The sequence below is a fragment of the Acinetobacter sp. P8-3-8 genome (assembly GCF_000214135.1).
In the GTDB taxonomy this organism is placed as follows: domain Bacteria; phylum Pseudomonadota; class Gammaproteobacteria; order Pseudomonadales; family Moraxellaceae; genus Acinetobacter.
In genome coordinates, this window is the sequence record NZ_AFIE01000052.1 from 1 (window position 1) to 20,917 (window position 20,917).

17 protein-coding genes and 2 pseudogenes are annotated in these 20,917 nt (G+C 37.3%); 10 read left to right on the plus strand and 9 right to left on the minus strand.

The window, feature by feature from the left end; translation table 11 throughout:
• Positions 1-241: 241 nt before the first annotated feature.
• The 9 genes from GGG_RS0115660 to ybaK form a co-directional block, all read right to left on the minus strand.
• Positions 242-1,462 (minus strand): MFS transporter, encoded by a 1,221-nt coding sequence (locus tag GGG_RS0115660; protein WP_010116560.1) that lies wholly within the window; start codon positions 1,460-1,462, stop codon positions 242-244.
• A gap of 281 nt (positions 1,463-1,743) precedes the next feature.
• Positions 1,744-3,999, minus strand: a complete 2,256-nt coding sequence (locus GGG_RS0115665; protein WP_010116562.1) for a TonB-dependent receptor — start codon at positions 3,997-3,999, stop codon at positions 1,744-1,746.
• Positions 4,000-4,008: 9 nt separating this feature from the next.
• Entirely contained in the window at positions 4,009-5,259 is a 1,251-nt protein-coding gene (locus GGG_RS0115670; protein WP_010116565.1) for an MFS transporter, read from the minus strand.
• Positions 5,256-5,627 carry a hypothetical protein gene (locus tag GGG_RS0115675; RefSeq protein WP_010116567.1) on the minus strand — a complete coding sequence of 124 codons (372 nt, stop codon included), beginning with the start codon at positions 5,625-5,627 and terminating at the stop codon, positions 5,256-5,258. Before GGG_RS0115675 ends, GGG_RS0115670 begins: the two co-directional genes overlap by 4 nt.
• Positions 5,624-6,271: a GNAT family N-acetyltransferase gene (locus GGG_RS0115680; RefSeq protein ID WP_010116569.1), complete on the minus strand. Its 648-nt coding sequence runs from the start codon at positions 6,269-6,271 to the stop codon at positions 5,624-5,626. The genes GGG_RS0115675 and GGG_RS0115680 overlap by 4 nt, the downstream gene beginning before the upstream one ends.
• Positions 6,272-6,317: 46 nt before the next feature.
• A complete protein-coding gene (locus GGG_RS0115685) occupies positions 6,318-8,135 on the minus strand; it encodes an IucA/IucC family siderophore biosynthesis protein (protein ID WP_010116571.1) in 1,818 nt (605 codons plus the stop codon).
• Positions 8,132-9,625, minus strand: coding sequence for a lysine N(6)-hydroxylase/L-ornithine N(5)-oxygenase family protein (locus tag GGG_RS0115690; RefSeq protein ID WP_010116573.1), 1,494 nt, complete (start codon positions 9,623-9,625; stop codon positions 8,132-8,134). Before GGG_RS0115690 ends, GGG_RS0115685 begins: the two co-directional genes overlap by 4 nt.
• On the minus strand, positions 9,618-11,405 hold the full coding sequence (locus GGG_RS0115695) for an IucA/IucC family siderophore biosynthesis protein (RefSeq protein ID WP_010116575.1): 1,788 nt from the start codon (positions 11,403-11,405) through the stop codon (positions 9,618-9,620). Before GGG_RS0115695 ends, GGG_RS0115690 begins: the two co-directional genes overlap by 8 nt.
• Before the next feature lie 370 nt (positions 11,406-11,775).
• The gene (ybaK, locus tag GGG_RS0115700) at positions 11,776-12,243 is read right to left on the minus strand and encodes a Cys-tRNA(Pro) deacylase (protein ID WP_010116576.1); all 468 of its coding nucleotides are present in this window, start codon (positions 12,241-12,243) and stop codon (positions 11,776-11,778) included.
• 146 nt (positions 12,244-12,389) lie between these two features.
• On the opposite strand from ybaK, the gene GGG_RS0115705 reads away from it, so the two are divergent.
• The 10 genes and pseudogenes from GGG_RS0115705 to GGG_RS0115750 form a co-directional block, all read left to right on the plus strand.
• On the plus strand, positions 12,390-13,025 hold the full coding sequence (locus GGG_RS0115705; RefSeq protein ID WP_010116578.1) for a CDP-alcohol phosphatidyltransferase family protein: 636 nt from the start codon (positions 12,390-12,392) through the stop codon (positions 13,023-13,025).
• A 24-nt stretch (positions 13,026-13,049) separates the two neighbouring features.
• Positions 13,050-14,798 carry a bifunctional alpha/beta hydrolase/class I SAM-dependent methyltransferase gene (locus GGG_RS0115710; protein ID WP_010116580.1) on the plus strand — a complete coding sequence of 583 codons (1,749 nt, stop codon included), beginning with the start codon at positions 13,050-13,052 and terminating at the stop codon, positions 14,796-14,798.
• A gap of 516 nt (positions 14,799-15,314) precedes the next feature.
• Complete coding sequence (locus GGG_RS0115715; protein ID WP_029574631.1) at positions 15,315-16,679, plus strand: phosphatase PAP2/dual specificity phosphatase family protein; 1,365 nt, start codon at positions 15,315-15,317, stop codon at positions 16,677-16,679.
• Positions 16,676-17,110, plus strand: a complete 435-nt coding sequence (locus GGG_RS0115720) for a hypothetical protein (RefSeq protein WP_010116584.1) — start codon at positions 16,676-16,678, stop codon at positions 17,108-17,110. Before GGG_RS0115715 ends, GGG_RS0115720 begins: the two co-directional genes overlap by 4 nt.
• A gap of 57 nt (positions 17,111-17,167) precedes the next feature.
• Complete coding sequence (locus GGG_RS0115725; RefSeq protein WP_010116586.1) at positions 17,168-17,866, plus strand: 1-acyl-sn-glycerol-3-phosphate acyltransferase; 699 nt, start codon at positions 17,168-17,170, stop codon at positions 17,864-17,866.
• Entirely contained in the window at positions 17,863-18,807 is a 945-nt protein-coding gene (locus tag GGG_RS0115730; protein ID WP_010116588.1) for a phosphatidate cytidylyltransferase, read from the plus strand. Before GGG_RS0115725 ends, GGG_RS0115730 begins: the two co-directional genes overlap by 4 nt.
• A gap of 27 nt (positions 18,808-18,834) precedes the next feature.
• Positions 18,835-19,422, plus strand: coding sequence for a hypothetical protein (locus GGG_RS0115735; protein WP_010116589.1), 588 nt, complete (start codon positions 18,835-18,837; stop codon positions 19,420-19,422).
• A 213-nt stretch (positions 19,423-19,635) separates the two neighbouring features.
• Positions 19,636-20,118, plus strand: a complete 483-nt coding sequence (locus GGG_RS0115740) for a transglycosylase SLT domain-containing protein (protein ID WP_010116590.1) — start codon at positions 19,636-19,638, stop codon at positions 20,116-20,118.
• A gap of 113 nt (positions 20,119-20,231) precedes the next feature.
• A pseudogene (locus GGG_RS19895) lies at positions 20,232-20,474 on the plus strand (IS982 family transposase); the annotation flags it as partial.
• Between the two features lie 88 nt (positions 20,475-20,562).
• Positions 20,563-20,917, plus strand: a pseudogene (locus GGG_RS0115750) (transposase); the annotation flags it as partial.

Below are 20,917 nucleotides of genomic sequence, written 5' to 3' on the forward strand. Positions count from 1 at the left end.
TATTTATTAAATAAAATTATTTTTAAAATTTAAATCTCAAACGATGAATCGCTTCGTACATCATTAAACGTATACTGCTTGATTAAAATGTACATGCAATAGCACCATTTTTCAACTTTGTGATATATTTCACATATTTAACTTTCAAAATAGTTGGTTTTAAAAGTCACCTCATAATTTTCACCTAACCATTTGATTATTTATAACTATTTTAAATATTCAACCCTTTCATATTACCCTCTCACACCTGTAACTTAAGCTCTGCCTTAGTTTGTCTCGCTAAAATCCAAGCCAGATACGCCCCCACTGAAACCATTAAGACTAAAAGTAAATAAAAAGGTAAATGGATCGAATAATGATATAAAAAAGTGCTAAATAATGGTGCAATAATTAAACCAAGTGCTTGAATAGCCGTACATAAACTCGCCATTTTAACTTGCGCATTTTGACTTACAGATTGTGCTGCACCTGTGGTGAAAGCAGGAAGTAGACATGCAACGCCGATGCCATATAATCCATAACTCGCTTGGAAATAGATCATCTGATTCGCATTTAAAGACAATAATATTCCCGCAATCATTGATGTCAGACCGAGTCCAATCAAAGCTTTTAAACTGAGTTTGACCACTTTCACGATCATTATTTGTGTCAAAACTAAACTAAAACCAACAATTAACATACATTGTGCAAAGTAACTTGCACTCTGTTGTGTGCTGAGTTGAAAACGGTCTTGAATATAAAATCCTGCTGTCATATTCAAAGTCACGATTGCCACATAAGTGCTAAAACCAAGGATTAACCACGGTAAAGCTGGTTTAATTGAAAATTCTATTGATTCAAATTTTGAGCTTGCTTGCTGTATTGAATCTCCAGGCACACTGACATCCTTTTGAAAAAAAACGGTCAGTAGAAGACTAAATATAAACAGTAGAACAACTGCAAACCACATCGATAATAAAATCCCACCGATTAACAATACAGACGTTATAAATGGTCCAATAATCATCCCTAAACTGTTCATTGCCCCATACATTGCCATTTTCTGACTTCTTTGCTCAGTATCGATAACATATTGCATCACATAGCTTTGTAAACCAATTTGTGGCATTGCCATGAATGCCCCTGTACTTGCACGGCTAAGTATAAGAAGTATAAAAATTGCGATAGGCGCTAAACTTTGATTGATGCCAAAATAAAGGATGAGTGTAAAAATTGCCCATGTAATAGTCATTCCCCAAAAGCCATAATGCATGAGTTGATATGGTGTTTGAATTTTTTTATTCTTGGCGATCAATATCGATGCTACTGCCATACACATTGCCCCTGCAGAAACAATCATCCCACCTTGAAATTCGGTAAGTTGTAATTGTCGGATTAGAGGTGCAAGTAAGGGCAAAATCATGGAGAAACAAGTGCCGTTGGCCAAAGTCGCCCACGCCAATAATTTAAAATTTCTTTGCATAATGAATGTCATAAAAAAGAAAAGGCATCTAAAAAGATGAATACTGATCAGTTAAGCCTTTTTAAATCCTCCCCCTTGCGCAACATGCTCCTCACCTTTTTCAAAGGAGGGATGAGCAACACTGCTGCGCAAGGAATCTAAAATTATTTTAAATTCTCAATAGTTCCCCTCTTTTCCTTGCGCCATATATGGCTCAGGGTTAGGGGAGATTCCTAGATGAGTAACTGCTAAATTACTCTTAACTGACTAGCATTAATCTAAAAAGATGCCTTTTAATGAGATTAGTACTTAACGGTATAACTCAAACCGTAAGTACGACCTTGCGCAGGTAAGCTAGAAATTGCCCCATACACTGCTTCTGCTGCTTGGCTAAATACAGTTTTATATTCTGTATTCCAAACATTATAGACACCAAAACCTAAAGTTCCTGGGCCTGCTTTTGCATTAGCAATTACATCCATAATGGCATAACCTTTGATTTTGGTCGCAGCATTCGGGCGAACATTGGCATCATATTTTGCAACTCGAGCATCTTCATAGGCTTTATCTGTGCCTTTTACAGCAAGCATTTGAACACGTAAGCCATTGCCTTGATCGTCCTGCCATTCACCAAATACTGTGCCCTTCATTGGTGAAATTTGTAATGCATTCAGTTCTCTCCAACTACCTGCCGCGTCTTTAAATTGACCTCGGGTATAGGAAAGCGTTCCACCGACATTGAATTGGTCTAAGACTGGCATACTTGCATTTGCTTCTACGCCATAAACTCTTTGGTCTGTATCGGCGACCGTGACTGAACGATCTGCTTTAAATTGAACAACTTTATCGGATGTATTATAAAAAGTGGTTAAACCTAAATTAAGATCATGCTCATTTTGCATTCTCCAACCCAATTCATAGTTATTGACCGTAATTGGATCTACATTTTCAGAGCGCACGAGATAGCCGGCTGAAACATCACGTAAGACACGTTGAATATCAGGCAAGCTAAAACCTTGTGAGAAATTAGCAAAGACTTGTTGTTGATCATTTAATTTATAAACAGCACCTAAATTAAATAATGTTTTATCATGCTTCACTGAGCCTGCTTCTACTGCGCCCACTGGTTGGCCTGTAATATCTCCTTGAATGGCTGCAACGGTCGGTTTGAATGAACTTGTGTCACTTTCGATGCGCTGATAACGTAAACCTGCTTGTACGTTCAATGCTTCTGTTAAATCATAATGACCTTGTAAAAATGCACCTAGATTTTTAATGGTTGCATCTGGGCCAAAATCATAACTGCGTCCCGTATTGGTATATTTCAGACCATTATTGCTAAAGCTATAAAGATCTGCGGTTTGCTTATCTTTTTCATGGTCATAATCTACACCATAAGTCAGTTCCAAAGCACGATCGACAAAATTAAGTTTTGAGGTCATTGCAGCACGAACGCCTGCCACATCAATATCAGACTCTGACTGATAAGCTAGGTAATAACCCGCTGGAATAAAATTACTGAGTATGGTCGGATAAAATCTTGCTTTTTCATTACGATAATAGGTTTCAACGTTCAGCTCTTGACCTAACAAATCTGTATTTTGATATTGCGCATTGACTGCATAACGTTTTGTAAAGGGTTGCTCATCTATTTCAAAACCTTTTAACGCTTTTAAGCTCGGTGAATTTCCTCTTAAAACGGCAAAGTTTGTACCATAATCAGGGCCGTATTCTGAGTCTTGTTGATCATCATAATATTGAGCGCCAAGGCTAAGTTTTTGCTTATCTGTGAATTGCCAGCTTAAACGACCATTCACATCTACTGTTTCTGTATCTTGACGATCCGTTTGTGCAATTTCAGGTCCAATACGATCACCATGACTGTCTTGGATTTCCCCACGTTTGGTATAACCTGCACCTAAGAAACCATTCCAATCACCTTGATTAAATCCAACCGATTGATAAGCTTCATAAGCAAGTGCATCATTTTTGAAATTATCACCCGACGTTACACCGACTTTTGATTCAAAACTTAAACCATCAGCAGTGCCTTTTTTTGTAATAATATTAATAATACCACCCGTTGCCCCTGAACCGTAAATACTACTTGCACCTGAAACAACTTCAATCTTTTCAATTGAATCTGGACTAATACTATTCAATTGACGAGCAGCATCACGAGAACCAGTTTGTGCGACACCATCAATTAAAACCAATACCTGACGCCCACGCATAGTCTGACCATAGTTGGTGGTTGTACCGCTACTTGGACTCAGTGAAGGAACCAGTTGAGCCAAAATATCTGCAAGTTTTCGCCCTGCAGCAGCTTGTTGTTCAATTTGTTTTTGTTTAATTGATTGTACTGTTCCCGCGATTTCCGCAATACTTTGAGCCGAACGCGTTGCGGTGACAACGATTGGGCTAAGCTGTGTTTGCTTTTGGCTTTCTACAGCAACGGTTTGTGTTGATGATTCTGTTTCAACAGTTTGTGCATAAAGTTGCGTACTTATGGCCAAGCTTAACAATGTTAATGATGTTGAAAGTGAAATAACTTTCATAAATTACCCCTAGGTGAAATGTTGCGTTTGTTTTGATTTGTGGATTAACAATTGACTGAGTAAGACACTCAGTACAGATGAGACAGCGAGAATGAGATAGAAATTTCCATAGCCAAATGCTTTGGCTAAAAAGCCTGACATTGCCCCGCCAATGAAATAAACCAGTAGCTCAAAACAGACTAAAATCGTAAAGTCTGTTCCTGCTTGCTCTTTAGAACTGGTTTGCATGAAATGCGCATATAAAGCGGTCATTGCAACATAACGGATGGCTAAAATAACAACGACAAACACACCAAGTAACATTTGCCATTGATCAAACCAACTGAGCAGGACAGCAGCTCCAAGCAAGGCATAAATCAGGGTTCGCGCCCAACCTGCCCAAATCAACAATTGAGTTGCCGCTATTTTTTTTAATAAAAATGCTGCGGATACTGCTGCCAATAAACCTACACCCGCCCCGACTACAGACATGAGTACGCCAATGTGTGCCAATGACCAGTTTTGATCAATCAACATGGGATTGAGCATTGCCATTGCGGGAGCTTCAACCACGCGATAACACACAATTAAAGCCAAAGCCCATAACATTTCAGGACGCTTAAACGCTCGAATGAGGCTCGGTGCTTGTTTGACAATTTTTTCTGTAGCTGATTTTTCTTTAATTTGAAAAATCGCTAACATGGTGAATGCTGTCATTGCGGCTAAAGCAATCAGTGCCGTTTGCCAACCATAGAGTTGATATAACCATAAAGTCCCAGCACCACCTACCATACTGCCTAAAGCAACCCCAATACTTTGTGCCATACTGCCAAGACGATATTCAGACTCGGAAAATGTTTCGACGGTATACCCATCAATCGCAATATCTTGGGTTGCAGCAAAAGTCGAAATCCATAAACCCACAATCACAAAGACACTTAAACCATAGTCGAACTGTGTCAATGCCAAAGCCACCACGCCCAAGACCAATGCAATCTGAGTAAATAATAGCCAAGTTTTGCGCTTACCCAGTGATTTCAAATAAAAGCGATCAAGCAATGGCGCCCAAAAGAACTTAAATGCCCACGGGATATACAGCAGCGATAACATCCCAATCCAACGTAAGTCCACACCCTGATGGCGTAAAATCGTAGGTAAAGCCACGTTGTAAAAATACAATGGCAAAGCATGTGCAAGGTACAGTACCACCACTACCGATAGACTCAGTGCAGATACTTTTTTGATTGGAAAGGTATTATCACGATTCAATTGTTGATTCATAACCACCTCTGCACAGCCCATTGCACAGCATCGGCTTGGTTTAAACTGACGAAATAAGGCACATGCCACGCTTTTTGCAGCGCTGGCGTATCTAATCGAATCCGATCCTCTTCATCTTGGGCAATACGAGCAAAACCAAGGCAAAATTGATAAAAATCGGGTTTATATTGCTTATACCATTTCGCTTGAATTGCTCGATATTCTTCGGGGAATTCGGAATTCAGCTCAGTTTGCATAATCAACACAAAATTTCTTTTTTGTTCGAAATATTGTTGGATATGCGCTAACCATTGTTCAAATTCTGCCACCGAGACATGCGCGGCAAAGCGCATGTCTAAGATGTGCATCTCATTGATTGATAAACTCATGTAACACTCAGGACTTTGGCTGGCTGATCTGCGAGCTGTTTTTGTAATTGCTGTGACGTTTGGAGAAATTGACCAAACTTGTGATAAAAAGTTTCTCTAAAGCAGTAGTACAACATGGCAGTTTTTTCAGCCATAGGAATGAGACCTTGACTTTCGTAGCACAAGTCCTCTACCACTGCGGCATAAGGCTTAACCGTATGGTCGGGTTCACCCACAATTTTTTTGGCTTGAGAATGTTCAAAAATATAGAAACTGAGCAAGCGAATAGTTGGACGTAAAAAACCTTTACCAAACACAGATTTATCGCCAAAAAGTAGATGCCAGCCTAAATCATGCTCATCACCGTCGTAATAGCGACCTAAACGATCTCGTTTACCTTCATAGATTTCGGTATAGCCCACATCTTTACCATCTACCCCAACAATTAATAAACGTTGATGGTCATCTGCAAGCATCTTGTCGAAATACACCTGCAAATCCAGTTCCGACTTATTCAATTGCCATTGTGGGATGACATGTGGCTCATGCATCCATTGATGCAATAAAGGAATATCTTGTGGATATTGCACTTGTCTTAAATAATATTGCGTCCCATTCTCATGGTATTCATAATAATCAGGAAGTCGCTGAGAGATTGTGTTCATATCAGACCTTTATATATTCAATACTTTATTTATTTGTTAGAGGCACTTAACTCGCTTTAGATTCAGCTTGTTGAGTTGCCCATTCCACCAATGTCGCTGGACTGACAGGATTAGCAATTGGGTCTAGGAAAACAGGCACAGGACGTTCTGCTTCATCGTTATAACTGGTGGTAAATAAACGAACACGGTTCAAACAAATCTTGGTGTAAGTTGGTCGCAACATGGCAAATTTTTCAGCGCGTTCAGCCAATTCAGGATGCTGTTGGTTAAACTCAGAAATAGCGTTGGAAATGGTTTGCCAGAAATCGAGTTCTGAATATTCAGGATAATCTTGTAAGAACACATTACAGATATAGCGGTAATGCACCATAAACAGACCTGTGAAAATGAAATGACTTAAGTCTGTGGCTTCATGACGTAATAACAAATTAGCTTCAGATGGCAATTGCGCTAATTCAGGGAAATCTTCATCCACCAAATTGATATCATCAATAAAGTCTTTTAATACCAATGCTTTCGGTACACCCTTTTCATGCACCAACATAGTGTTTTCGCCGTGTGGTGAGAATGCTAAACCGTAGCGATACAAACAGAGTAATAACGGGCTCAAACAAACTTGCGCAAATTGTGCTAACCAAGCCAAAGGACTTAAACCTGATGCTTGAATCAGCACACTCAGAATCGATTGACCTGAAATATCTCGGTGCAATAACGCAGCTTGAGAAAGCACTTGCTGCGATGGATCAACATAACAATCGACACTTTCACGCCACAAGCAACCAAAGAGTTCTTTAAATTGGTAAGGCGCACCTTCAATTTGGTCAAAACACGGTTGATGAATGGTTAAGGTCGCCACTTCACCTAAGAAAATCACACCAGTTTTTTGCAAGTCTTGATCTTGCTGATGAATTTGCTTTAACCACGCGGTAACAGCAGGCGCTGCAAGATTACGTTTTGATGGTAATCCACGATAAACAGCGGTATTAAAAATACTGACTGGTAGCTTAATGTAATGACGTTGTAAGTTAGATGTATTGCACAATGTCCGAATAGACTGCATGGGCACATAGCTGTCTTGGCTAACGTTCAACTCAATAATTTTTTGATCAACAATTTCATTGGCATAGGTTGGAACCAGCCATTGATGCCATTGCCAAGCATGCACAGGAATCAAGAAGTAATCTCGAGGATTCAATGCTTTTTCTTGCAGAATATTTTGAAATTGTTGCAGTTCATTGGCATCAAACTCATGTTGATACAAAGCACAAGCATCCCATTGTTCAGTGCTGCGATATTCCGCTAAATCTCGATGTACTGCTAACCACAATACTTTGACTTCGGGAGAAAGTTCAGGTGCGGCGCTTAAATAATCATCATAACCAAAGCCCAAACGCCCCTTACTCATGATCAACCATGGATGACCACGCAACATACCTTCAATTTTATAATGTGATTCAGTCAATACTGCCGTACTTGCTAAGCGTGTTTCATTAAACAAATGTGCTTCTGCCAACCAAGTATTGTTCATTTCTTTGATTAAATACGCTTTGGTGAATGGCTTAACATCAGTGCTGTCTGACATTGCCACAATAAACTCATGTAAATTCCAAGCAGCGTGATCGTGGTCATGCCCATTCGTTACATCACGTACTGAGCCTTCCTGAATATTCCAGTGTCCAAGTAGATATTGGTGGCCTTGAAATTCGTAATGACGATTACCGAGATCGAGCTGATAACGTCTTGTTGCTAAGGCTTTCACTTCAATAATTTCTTCATAGAGAAACTCTGCAATCGCCATTTCAATGAGACGTTGCCCTGCGGCACGCCATTGCTGCTGATTAATTTTTAAAGTTGCAAAGTTCATATCAATTTCTCATAAGTTGGAGGTACAACGACCGTTTGTTTACGAGTACTTGCACCACGACTGGTTGAATGTGTTGTTGAATGCGCCGTTACCGAGTTCTGTTCTGTATTCTTCAAAGTAGACAGGTTTTTACTGATCTTCTTTTCACAAAAGCACTCTTCTGAACGTGTATTGTGATCAGCCAAACAAATTTTAGGATTTTGAGAGAGATTAAAATTTTGGAAAGTCTGTGTCTGTTGCCCGAGCTCATAAATTTGACGCTCAGCCAATTGATTAATAATCGTGGCTGCACGATAAGCACCAAGCCCTAAATCGGGTGTACCGACCCCATGACTATGCATTTCTTGATTTTGAACAAAAATATGACCATTCAGATGATGTACAACCCGATAGTCTTCGGTAATTTTCCAACGCTGTTTATGATCAAATTCAATATAAGGCTTAAGCAACTGCATAAAACCAAAGTCAGGCGTAAAGTAGCCTGTTGCTGCTACAAGAAAATCACAATCGAGATGGAAGTTTTGTGCTGTAGCACGATGCTGAAAATGCAGTCTAATCTTTTGCGTATCCAATACTTCCGCATCTTTTAAATCGCATTGACTATGTAAATGTGTTTGTAAACTTTGACCTGCGATGCTGCGGTGATAAAGTTTTTGATAGATTTCACGAATAGTTTTTGCACTGATCCCCTTGTACAACAAAGCTTGTTGTTGCAATTGCTGTTCTTTTTTCTCGATAGGCAAATCATAAAAATGCTGTGCATAGTCAGGGCTAAAGTGTTCCAATCCCAATGGTGCATATTCCATTGGGAAGAAACCTTGAGAACGAGTAAACCAATGTAAATCGAATGAATGATTTACCGCATCTTGCTGTTCATCAAACAGATCAATAAAGATTTCAGCAGCCGATTGCCCTGAACCAAGCACCACTACATCGCCTTGTAAATCTGTATCAGCATGCGTCATATATTGCGCTGAATGCAGACATTTTTGTGGTTGCTGTTGCTGAACTTTTGCCAAACATTCAGGCAAATAAGGCGCATTCCCACTTCCAATCAGCAAATGACGACATAAATAACTTTGCTGAATCCCTTCGGATTCAACCAGCACCTTAAAACCAATGCTTTGAGGTTCAATTTTCAAAACACGAGATTGATATTCAATACAGTCAAGCTGTTCTGCAACCCATTGGCAATAATGGTTATATTCACAACGTGGAATATGTGGCTGTTCTAAAAAGTAGAATTTATATAAACGTTGCTGATGACGCAGATAATTCAAGAAACTGAATGGACTGGTTGGATCAACCATCGACACCAAATCCGCCATAAATGGCACTTGTAATACCGTATTCGGTAACTGCATTCCTGCATGCCAATCGAATTGAGCTTTTTGCTCGAAAAATGCGTAGTTCAATGCACTTTTATTCTGTAGCAGACTGGCAAGACTTAAATTAAATGGCCCTAGACCAATTCCAATAAAATCAAGCATAACTGACATCCTTTTCTGTCATGAACAGTGGATTTGGCAGTTGTACATAAACGGATTGATTTTCGACAGGTGCAATGAGTTCATCTAACTCATGCAAACGAGTCAGTAAATTACCCTTATAAGGTAAAGTTGGATTGAACAATAACCCCTGCAATAAGGTACTGTCTGGATATTGCTGCAATTGTACTTGTAAGAAAGTTTTTAAATGTTCAAGCAATTCATCTTCGGTGATATAGCCTGTTGCACCAATTGCATTGATCAAGCCAAACAAGGTATTTCCAAAGAAATAATAACTAAAACGTTCATCCACAAAATCTTTTGGGCCAACAGCAAAAGCTTTTTCTTTCAGTTCAGGTAATGCTTGCAGAATTTCCGTGGCAAATTCTTCAATGTAATAGAAACCTTGGTTATCACGTAACCACAAGGTTTTTGGAAAATGATTCTCTAGTTCCAACAGTACATTCTGCTGATGTGATTCAAAAGCCATACCATAACGATGGTAGACATACATTAAAGGTTGCAAACTGACTTCAAGGAAACGATTAAACCAGTCCAAAGCGATTTCTGAAAAATCAGTTCCGTGATGCGCTTTTGCAATTTTTGCGAATAAGGCATTAAAACGATTGAGCGGTTTACTTGGATGATCCTGACACAAAGAAGCAATACAAGTGACTTGCTGTTGAGGATGGAAAGGCTGATCTCGGAAAATGCAAATGCTTTCATTGACCACTTCATCATCAATTTTTAATGCCATCCAAGCGGGATCATTGACCGCTTTTAGAGTTGGACATTGTTTTAAAATATTTTGTCCAAGTTCACTGTGCCATAAACGGTGCGTCAGCTCACCACGATGGCATTCTTTGGCTAAATTAACGCGAATAGAGTTGGTGATCATCACCGAAAGCGATGGTTTCACCATCCACGGCGCATTAAAACTTGCCAAAGTTCGTATCGAAGTCGTAGGAGAAAATTGCCAGCCACGCAAACCTAAATCAATCAGTTGTCCTGTCTGCTTCAGACGTTCAAACCACGGCTTACTTTGTAAGTAACGTGCTTGCCAAGGATGTAAAGGCAGTAATTTATATTCAGTATGGGTTTTAAGCAGATTGAGATCATGTTCAGATAAATACCACTGTAAAGTAGTCTTCAATTGAGCTGAAATACTTTCATCAATTGCACTCCCTTCAGAAATATAGTCTTGGTGAACCAACCAATAATACAGTTGCGTTTTGCCTTTATGTTCAGGTGAAAACTTTAACCAATCTTCGTGGATAAAGCCTGTTCTACTCTTCGGCGCAGGATGCATGCTATGCCCCAAAATCAAAGCTTGTTCAGTTTCAATAAAACTCTGACCGACTTTAACGAGATCATCAAAATCATCTTCACGTTGTATTAAAAATTGTTGCAATGCATCCCGACTTTGAATCCATTTTTCAACCAATGAAGCAGCATCTAATGGAATCGAAGATTCAAGAACCAATTCTTCAAGCAGGAGTCCTACAATTGTAATAGGGCTTAAAGTCTTCATTTGTCCGTGAATAATCACCTGAGGGAGATTTGCTAAACGGTGACGCCCTACTCGACTGACATAGGATAGAGGGAAATAGCATTGCGCTTGAATAGAGTAGATAGGAATTGATAACAGCGTCAAACCTTGGCTAAACGCATGCTGTTGAGAACTTTGTTGATCATGCTTATTAAGCAAATGACCTTTGCCAGTTTCCTGCGTATAAGCATTAATGAAATGTTGCATCGCCAACCGATTGGCTAGTTGTTGCATCTTACGAGTCCTCTTCACAAAAGAGTAAAATAAGCCTGTTCCATAAAAGTTATAAATTGATTAAATTCAAACCCTTAAGCAGTCGCTTCAAATTTATTTATGTTTCTTGATCGAAGATTGTAAAATCTAAGAATATTGATAATAATAATTATTATCATTTAATAATTCAATAGAAATCGAGAAAAAGGTTTTGAAAATATATCTAATAGATTGAATTAAAAGTTTTTTATTTTTATTTACACTCAAAATGGTTTGAGGTTTGCACTATTCAACTTTTCATTTAATTAGGAAAATACTTATTTAAAATAATTTTTAATAATTAAACATTATAAATAAACAACTTACACCTCAAAAACAAAAACTGATGCAATTATTCATCTACAATATCAGCAAAGTTTGCAGCTAAAACCTTGGCTAAGTCATTGGGATGAAGTCCCACATCTAATCCCCTTTTTCCACCACTGACATATATCTTTTCCAGTCCTTGCGCCGTATCAGAAATCACCGTTTTTAAGCGCTTTTTCTGACCAACTGGGCTAATTCCACCAACCAAATAACCTGTTAAACGCTCTGCATCTTTGGGATCTGCCATATGTAATTTTTTACAGCCAAAAGCACTCGCCACTTTTTTTAAATTCAATTGATGATTTACAGGTAAAACCGCAACAAAATAATTTTTATCATCCGTTACCATTAACGTTTTAAAGACTTCGTCCACTTTTAGTCCAAGCTTTTCCGCTGCTTCTAAACCAAAACTTTTGGCATTTACATCATGTTCATATTCATGAATTGAAAATTCGATTTTATTTGATTTCAAAACTTTACAAGCAGGTGTCATGTGAATTTAGTATTTAAAATATTTGGGGAGATGCAAGTATAAGACTTTTTTGAAAAAATTTAAATTTGCTTAGGCTATTTATATCACTTGAAAAATCATGATTATTCTGCTTAAAATCTCAGCAATTACTGACATTTATTAAAACGATGCCATCTATCTATCAATTAAAACCAGCATTTCAAAACCTATTACGTCCTTTTGTCCAAAAATTATTCAAACTTGGAATCACGGCAAATCAAGTCACGTTATTGGCAATGTTTATTTCGATTTGCTTAGGCTATTTCCTATATTACTATTATCTAACGCATTCTATTTCATGGTTACTATTATTATTTCCACTATGGATGCTGATTCGTATGGCATTCAACGCAATTGATGGCATGTTGGCACGAGAGTTTAAACAACAATCAAATTTAGGTGCTTTTTACAATGAATTGTGCGACGTTATTTCAGATACAGCACTGTATATTTGCCTGATTGCCTTTGGCTTTATCAATGCAAAGTTATTGTTATTGATCGTTTTCCTTGCAATTCTAAGTGAATATACAGGTGTAATGGCACCTCTTATTGGTCAAGAACGTCGTTATGATGGCCCGATGGGGAAAAGTGATCGTGCATTTTGGTTTAGTTTAATCACTGTAATTATTGTGATATTTCCACTAATTAGTACAAATTTGCAACTTCTTGCGTGGATTTGTAATGGCATACTCAGCTTAATTGGTTTACTGCTTGCTTTCACTATTTATAACCGAATTAAAAACAGTTTAAAGACAATTCCGTAATATTATTATTTAGGGTAAATATCGATGTATAACAATAGTCAACATACCTTTACGAGCCATGATGGAACTGCATTGTTTTATCAACATTGGGCAACTGATACACCATCTGAAACCAAGAAAGCCATTATTCTTTTTCACCGCGGCCATGAGCATTCAGGGCGCATGGCACATTTGGTCAATGAACTTAACCTGCCTGATTTTGATTTTTTTGCTTGGGATGCACGTGGACATGGAGATTCTCCAGGAGAACGAGGCGATGCACCTAGTTTTTCAGCATGTGTAAAAGACATTCAATCTTTTGTTCAACATATTGAACAACAATATGCTATTGAAACTCAAAATATTGCTGTTATTGGGCAAAGTGTCGGGGCTGTTTTAGCTGCGACTTGGGTACATGATTATGCACCGAAAATTCGTGCGCTCTGTTTAGCATCCCCTGCTTTTGATATTAAATTGTATGTGCCCTTTGCTGAACCAAGTTTAAGGGTGATGGCAAAATTACGTGGCAACTTCTTTATACAAAGTTATGTCAAAGCCAATATGCTGACGCATGATCAAGAACGTGCGTTGAGCTATGACACTGATCCTAAGATCGCCAAAGCCATATCTGTCAGAATGTTGCTTGGACTGTATGATGCTTCAAAACGTATTGTTGCAGATGCACAAAATATCTTTGTTCCCACACAAGTTTTATCATCAGGCTCAGATTTTGTGGTCTTTCAAAAACCACAACACGCTTTTTACCAAAAGCTACCTCATCCTAAAAAAGAATTTCATGTTTTAGACGGTTTCTTCCACGATACTTTGGGTGAAAAAGATCGTTATCTTGCGACTGAAAAAATTCGTCGCTTTATTCAGCAATGTTTTGCTATGGAATATCAAGCACCTGATCTTTTAAATGCCGATAAAATTGGCCCAAGTTGTGCAACGGCAGAAGATCTCAGCTCACCTTTACCTAAGAAATCCATTAAAAATGCATTTTGGGAGATCACCAAAAAGAATTTGAAAATCGGCAGCCAATTGTCTAAAGGCTTGAAAATTGGTGAAGATACTGGTTATGACTCAGGCAGCACTTTAGATTTTGTCTATCGTAATCAGTCTGAAAGTAGCAACCCCATTGGTAAGATCATTGACCGACAATATTTAAATGCGATTGGTTGGCGTGGTATTCGTGTCCGTAAACAAAACATTGAACATCTGGTACAGAAATACGCTGATATTCTCATCAAAAAGCGTAAACCACTCAGAATTATGGATATTGCTTCAGGACACGGTCGTTATATTTTAGATGCCGTTGCTCAACTTCCGAAACGCCCAGACTCGATTTTATTGCGTGATTATAGCGATATTAATGTCCAAGCTGGGCAAAAAATGATTGCTGAACGTGGTTTGAGTGACATCGCTGAATTTGTTCAAGCAGATGCCTTTGATACGCAATCACTTGCCTCAGTCAAACCAAAACCTTCTTTAGCAGTAGTTTCGGGCTTATATGAATTATTTAGTGATAATGACTTACTTCGACAATCACTGGAAGGTCTAAGTAAAGCCATTCTCAAAGATGGTTATTTGATCTATACAGGTCAAATTTGGCATCCACAACAAGAATTTATTGCAAGAGCTTTAACCTCACATCGTGAAGGTGATGCATGGGTCATGCGTTTACGTTCTCAAGCTGAAATGGATGCTCTCGTTGAAGCTGCTGGCTTTAAAAAAGTGGATCAATGTATTGATGAATTTGGAATATTTACGGTTTCAGTAGCACAGAAACTTTAAATTACATTTAGCAAGGATGCTTTATTAGCAAATCTAAAATTCAAAAATGGATTGAAGAATATGTATACTCTCGAAGATATGCGTTATTTCCCGCTTTGGTCTAAAAACACATTTAGAATCAATTATGATGTTGATTTAGGTGGGGATAATCATGAATGGCGCGAATGCGTAACTCATATTCTTGAAGTTTTGAAAAAATATTATCATTTAGAAGTTATTTCAGAACCACCTTTTGAACCTAAAGAGGATTTTGTTGACCTCACTTACACTTTAAATAATAGTAAAATTATTATTGGAAATGATTTTCTTTTTTCTATGATGTGGATTGAAGCAGAAACAATTGAACTATCTTTAAAAATTCAAAAAATTCTTTCTGATCAAAACAATCTTCCACCTAAAAGAATTGATGATGAAGTATCGAAAAATCCTGACTATTCCAAATATAATATTCGAACAGAAACACACAGCAATAATACTTCTTCAACAAATCAAAAACCAACAATCAACTCAAAAAATATGATATTCAATAATCAAACCAAAGAGACAGGCACTTGGAAATGGGGAATTCTTTGCTTAGTTTTCCTTGCCCCCTTTTTCTTTCTGACTTATGGATTTGCAAATAACTATGCATCACAACTGCTGAGTGTCCCAAGTATTGTCTATGACTGGGAAAAACACATTCCGCTTTGGGCATGGACAATTGTGCCTTATTGGTCGATTGATTTATTTTATGGGCTATCTTTATTGCTATGTTGGAATAAATTTGAGCTGAAACAACATGCGCTTAGACTATTTACAGCGCAGCTCATTTCAATCAGTTGTTTCCTGCTTTTTCCACTTAAATTCAGTTTTGAACGCCCACCTTTAGACGGTTTTTTTGGCTTATGGTTTGATGTACTTATGGGCTTTGATAAACCTTTTAATCAAGCTCCTTCTTTACATATCGTTTTATTGGTGATTCTTTGGGACTTTTTCCGTAGACATAGTACAGGTCAATGGAAATACCTTGTTGATATTTGGTCATTACTCATTGGAATATCTGTACTCACCACATGGCAGCATCATTTTATCGATATTCCAACAGGTTTATTGGCTGGTGCATTCTGTCTATGGTTATTTCCAATTACAGAAAAATCACCATTTAAAAAAGATGCTCTACAAATACTCACCCCCAAACATCTTAAATTAGCAAGTTACTACTTTATCGGCTCAATTTTATTGGTGATTCCTGCGATTTTGTTTAAAGGTGGTTTTCTGTGGTTAATTTATCCATCGATCAGCTTATTTCTCGTAGCATGCGCTTATCTATTGGTTCGACCACACTTTTTCCAAAAACAAGCAGATGGTAATTTGAGCATTGCAGCAAAAATGTTATTTGCTCCCTACTTAATTTTTGCATGGCTAAACAGTAGAATCTGGACCAGAAAACATCCTGAAGATTCTCAAATTATTGAATTTGAAAATACAACCATTTTTTTAGGTCGCATCCCAACACGATCTACAACTCAAAAATATCAAGCAGTATTTGATTGTGTTGCAGAGCTACCTGTGAATCCTCAAAGTTTATATTTTCAATACCCAAGTTTAGACTTAATTCCCTTACAAGCAGACCAACTCCAACACGCTGTTGAATCTTTTAACCAATTGATTCATTCTGTTTCAAATACAAGTACAGAATATAAAGTATTAATTTTCTGCGCTTTGGGTTATTCAAGAAGTAGTGCAATTTTATGTGCTTGGTTAATACAGCAACAACATGCTACTCATGTTCAAGATGCCATTCAAATCGTTCAGTCTGCTAGACCTTGGGTTAAACTCAACGATGCTCAGATTAAAAACCTGCATACTTATCAATTAAAATTGAAAGGATTGGCGCCTTGAAAATGAATTTTTATGTGGTGGCTAAACTTTTATCTGCAACCAAGGGTTTGCTATTTTCAGGCTATGTCGCTTTTGCATTATCCATTATTTCAATCTTATTGAAAGGCTGGCAATCACTTGATTTTTGGATATTTATTATTCTAAATTTCACTTTAATCATATTGCATCATTATCTTTCATTAAGGCTAAAATTTGATACTCAATTGATTGAAATCATAGCCCAACAATCCGACAGCGAAACACTCGAAAATCTAACTCAGCAATTTGATCAATCATTGATTCAATTGAAATTAATGCCTGAATCTAAAGCTGGACGAGATTGGGCTTTACGTTTTGCAGGGTGTTTCCGTTTATTTAAACTGCAAATTGCTTTACTGTTCATACAATATTTTGTTTTAATTATCTTAATTTATAAGTTATTGACACAATAAACCTTTTTCTTTGTGCCAAAAAGCCCATTGAAATTATTGATAAAATTGGTTTATAGAATGAATAAAACTCCGATACAGCAAGAACATAACAGTGCATTGGAACAATCTAAAAACAATTTTGCGTCAGGTTATCTGGCTCGATTAATTGCTTTTTTTACCCGTCGTGGGGCACGTTTACTGACAGGTACACGTAGTTTGTGGATCGGTTGTCAACCTGTACCCAAACAACGTATTTATTATGCCAATCATAATAGCCATATCGATTTTATTTTATTGTGGTCTTCTTTACCTAAAATTATGCGTCGAAAGACCAAACCTGTGGCTGCTTCCGATTATTGGCTTAAAGATGGATTTCGACAATTTTTAATTAAAGATACGTTCAATGGAGTAACGATTCGACGTAATCAAGAAGATAACGCAGATCCCTTGCAGCCTGTTAAAGATGCTCTTGAGCAAGGCTATTCTATTATCTTCTTCCCTGAAGGGACTCGAAATCTGAATGATGATATTGAATTACTACCATTCAAAAGTGGTTTGTACAATTTACACAAGCAGTTTCCTGAGATTGAGATCGTTCCTGTTTGGATTTCAAATTTAAGGCGGGTTATGCCCAAAGGTGCATTTATTCCACTACCCTTGCTTTCTACCGTATGTTTTGGCTGTCCTTTAGAACAACATTTAGAAATGGATAAAACTGACTTTATTGATTATGCACAAAAGCAATTATTAGAATTAAAAGAGGTTGAAAATCAATGATGTTAAATAACCTTGATAAAACCTATCTATTATTTGGCATATTTGCTGGAATACTCATTTTTGCATCAACTGTCGGTTTTATTCTCAAACAAAAAGCAGGAGCTCAACCATCATCGGTTATAGATAATTTAAATGCACGAATTAACGCATGGTGGGTCATGCTCATCGTCATCGCTGCTGCGATTTTATTGGGAAAAACAGCATTTATTGTGTTATTTGGGATTATTTCTCTTTTTGCATTACGTGAGTTTATTAGCCTACTTCCAACTCGACGTGGTGATTATTTTCCATTACTCATCGCATTTTATTTCGTTATTCCTTATCAATATTATTTAATTTACACCGATTGGTACGGGCTTTATTCAATCTTTATTCCCTTATATGTATTTTTATTAATCCCCATCGCCAGTTTAAAACAAGAAGACACCACTCATTTTCTTGAGCGAAGTTCAAAAATTCAATGGGGCTTAATGGTCAGTGTATTCTGTATTTCCCATGTCCCTGCATTATTAAATTTAAAATTACCCGAATTTAAAGGTGAACCGATTTGGTTAGCCATCTGGCTGATTATGGTGGTGCAAGTTTCAGATGTATTACAGTATGTCTGCGGTAAATTATTTGGAAAACATAAGGTTGCCCCTGTGCTTTCTCCATCTAAAACGGTAGAAGGTTTAGTCGGTGGCATCCTACTAGCAACTGCTTTAGGTACTGCAATGGCTTGGTTAACTCCTTTCAGCTATCTACAAGCTGCTTTTATTGGCCTAGTGGTCTGTATCTTTGGCTTTTTTGGCGGTTTGGTCATGTCAGCAATTAAACGTGATCGTGGGGTGAAAGATTGGGGACAACTCATTCATGGGCATGGTGGAATGTTAGATCGTATTGATTCTATTTGTTTTTCTGCACCCATTTTCTTTCATATTTTAAGATATTGGTGGAGTTAAATTCACTATACATCTTGGATAAAGCCGATGAAAATAAAAACATTTTTGACTTTTTGCAGTATCAGCCTAGCTTTGCAAGGCTGTAGTGTATTCGACAATAGTCCGTGTAAAGATAAACAAGTCATTGAATCTGTTAAAAAGCTTTATGCAAAACAAATCAATATCAATCCAATTGCGAAGATCGATGAATTGCGATCACGTTTAACTCAAAATTCTACAGCGATTAAAAATGACGCTCCATCTACACTTGATATTGACTTAAAACGTATCAAACAGCTCGATCTTGATCAATTAAAGTCTGAAAATACAGCACAAAATCAAGATGTATTGGAAATCATTCACGATCGTTTTGCTGGTGCTCAATATTTTTGTAAAGCTTTGATTCAACAGGAAATTAACCCGTCAAAACTCACAGAGATTGCACAACAGCTCAATTCAGAAAATTCCAAACTCATTCAAAAGAATAAGCTTAATATTCCAATTGTTTATGCGATTTATACCCATGATGATAATAAACCGTTTGATGTTCAATATAGTCCTGAGAATTCATTGCATTTAATGCTCGCCATCATGTTAAAAAAGCCAAATAGAGATGTAGCAAATGATAAAGAATAGTGCTGAGCAAAATAAAATATTGATTAAAAATAAATCGATACATTCTTATTTTAATAATTCTATAAAACTTCTGTAATTGACACAAAGTATTGTGCCACATAACATCAAAACACATTGGGATGACATGCTATTGGTTTTATTTTGAATTTTCACACCTATTTATACAACAACAGAATATTGAAAAATACCGCTGTTTTTTCTTTTATATTGTTAATGGCAGGCTGTTCTTCATTAGGCGGAGGCTCAGTACAAAAACGAGCTGGAAAACTTTCTACAGGTATTCAAAAAGCATATTCTATTTCACCTGATACAGCCAATCGTGTTTCACCAATGATTGTGCAAAATGCTGATCAATACGATGTCGATCCGTTATTGATCGCTGCAACCATTCGTCAGGAATCAAATTACCGTAACTATGCAGCCTCGCCTGCGGGCGCTGTTGGGCTGACTCAAATTATGCCACGTTACTGGCAACAGTCATGCCCTGGCAATTTATATGATGAATATACCAATATTCGTTGTGGCACGATGATTTTGTCTAAATATAATCAATCTGCAGGCAGTTGGAAAAAGGCTTTAGCTTATTATAATGTGGGTCCAAGTAATTATGAGTCCAGTTGGAAAATGCGTCGCCAAGGTAAAAAATATGCAAAACAAGTCAAGAAACATCAAAAACAATTGAAATCAGCCTTATAAAATAACCTGAGTTCGATATAAAAAAGAGTAGAAAAAAGCCTTAGTGTTTGTAACATATTGGTTCTCAAGACAAAACATTACAACACAAGACTTTTCTATGCCTTGCGCCATATATGGCTCATACCGAATTATTTTGTATTTTGGATGATTTTTGCAAAATATTTAATAAATTCTTAGAAAAATCTCTAATTCCTGATCAAAATCAATCAACACAAAAATCAGCTTTAAGCCTTTCTGAGGTGATGACAATTGTGATTTTATTTCACCAGTCAGGTTATAGATTCTTTAAATATTTTTATTGTTATATGGTCGTTCCTTTCTGGAAATCAGCTTTTCCTAAGCATCTTAGTTATAACCTGCATATTCCTATGTATGATCCTAGCCAAAATAATGGACACATCGTCCCTCTAAAGATAACGTAATGTTAACTTTGGAGATGTACACATGAGTAAACGCTTTAGTCCGGAATTTAAACAGCAAGCAATTGATTATGCACTTGCAAACTCACATGAATCATTAGCATCAATTGCGGTAAAGCTTGGTATTGGTTACTCGACACTTGATAAATGGATTCGTACTGCTAATCCAGAAGGCTCAAGCAAACGTCAGTTAACACCTGAGCAACAACGAATATTAGATCTAGAAAAAGAAGTCAAACAGCTCAAAGAGGCAAATGACATGCTAAAAAAAGTGCATGTGTATTTCCTCACCGATCAAGGCAAGAGAAGTACACGGTAATCAAATACTTTGCAATGAGACTGGTTAAAGTCACTACGCTGTGCAAACAATTTGGTGTCAG

Bases quoted from the DNA above. Each gene is read 5' to 3' on its own strand.
- GGG_RS0115660 (WP_010116560.1), bottom strand. From the start codon at position 1,462: ATGCAAAGAAATTTTAAATTATTGGCGTGGGCGACTTTGGCCAACGGC.
- GGG_RS0115665 (WP_010116562.1), bottom strand. From the start codon at position 3,999: ATGAAAGTTATTTCACTTTCAACATCATTAACATTGTTAAGCTTGGCC.
- GGG_RS0115670 (WP_010116565.1), bottom strand. From the start codon at position 5,259: ATGAATCAACAATTGAATCGTGATAATACCTTTCCAATCAAAAAAGTA.
- GGG_RS0115675 (WP_010116567.1), bottom strand. From the start codon at position 5,627: ATGAGTTTATCAATCAATGAGATGCACATCTTAGACATGCGCTTTGCC.
- GGG_RS0115680 (WP_010116569.1), bottom strand. From the start codon at position 6,271: ATGAACACAATCTCTCAGCGACTTCCTGATTATTATGAATACCATGAG.
- GGG_RS0115685 (WP_010116571.1), bottom strand. From the start codon at position 8,135: ATGAACTTTGCAACTTTAAAAATTAATCAGCAGCAATGGCGTGCCGCA.
- GGG_RS0115690 (WP_010116573.1), bottom strand. From the start codon at position 9,625: ATGCTTGATTTTATTGGAATTGGTCTAGGGCCATTTAATTTAAGTCTT.
- GGG_RS0115695 (WP_010116575.1), bottom strand. From the start codon at position 11,405: ATGCAACAACTAGCCAATCGGTTGGCGATGCAACATTTCATTAATGCT.
- ybaK (WP_010116576.1), bottom strand. From the start codon at position 12,243: ATGACACCTGCTTGTAAAGTTTTGAAATCAAATAAAATCGAATTTTCA.
- GGG_RS0115705 (WP_010116578.1), top strand. From the start codon at position 12,390: ATGCCATCTATCTATCAATTAAAACCAGCATTTCAAAACCTATTACGT.
- GGG_RS0115710 (WP_010116580.1), top strand. From the start codon at position 13,050: ATGTATAACAATAGTCAACATACCTTTACGAGCCATGATGGAACTGCA.
- GGG_RS0115715 (WP_029574631.1), top strand. From the start codon at position 15,315: ATGATATTCAATAATCAAACCAAAGAGACAGGCACTTGGAAATGGGGA.
- GGG_RS0115725 (WP_010116586.1), top strand. From the start codon at position 17,168: ATGAATAAAACTCCGATACAGCAAGAACATAACAGTGCATTGGAACAA.
- GGG_RS0115730 (WP_010116588.1), top strand. From the start codon at position 17,863: ATGATGTTAAATAACCTTGATAAAACCTATCTATTATTTGGCATATTT.
- GGG_RS0115735 (WP_010116589.1), top strand. From the start codon at position 18,835: ATGAAAATAAAAACATTTTTGACTTTTTGCAGTATCAGCCTAGCTTTG.
- GGG_RS0115740 (WP_010116590.1), top strand. From the start codon at position 19,636: ATGGCAGGCTGTTCTTCATTAGGCGGAGGCTCAGTACAAAAACGAGCT.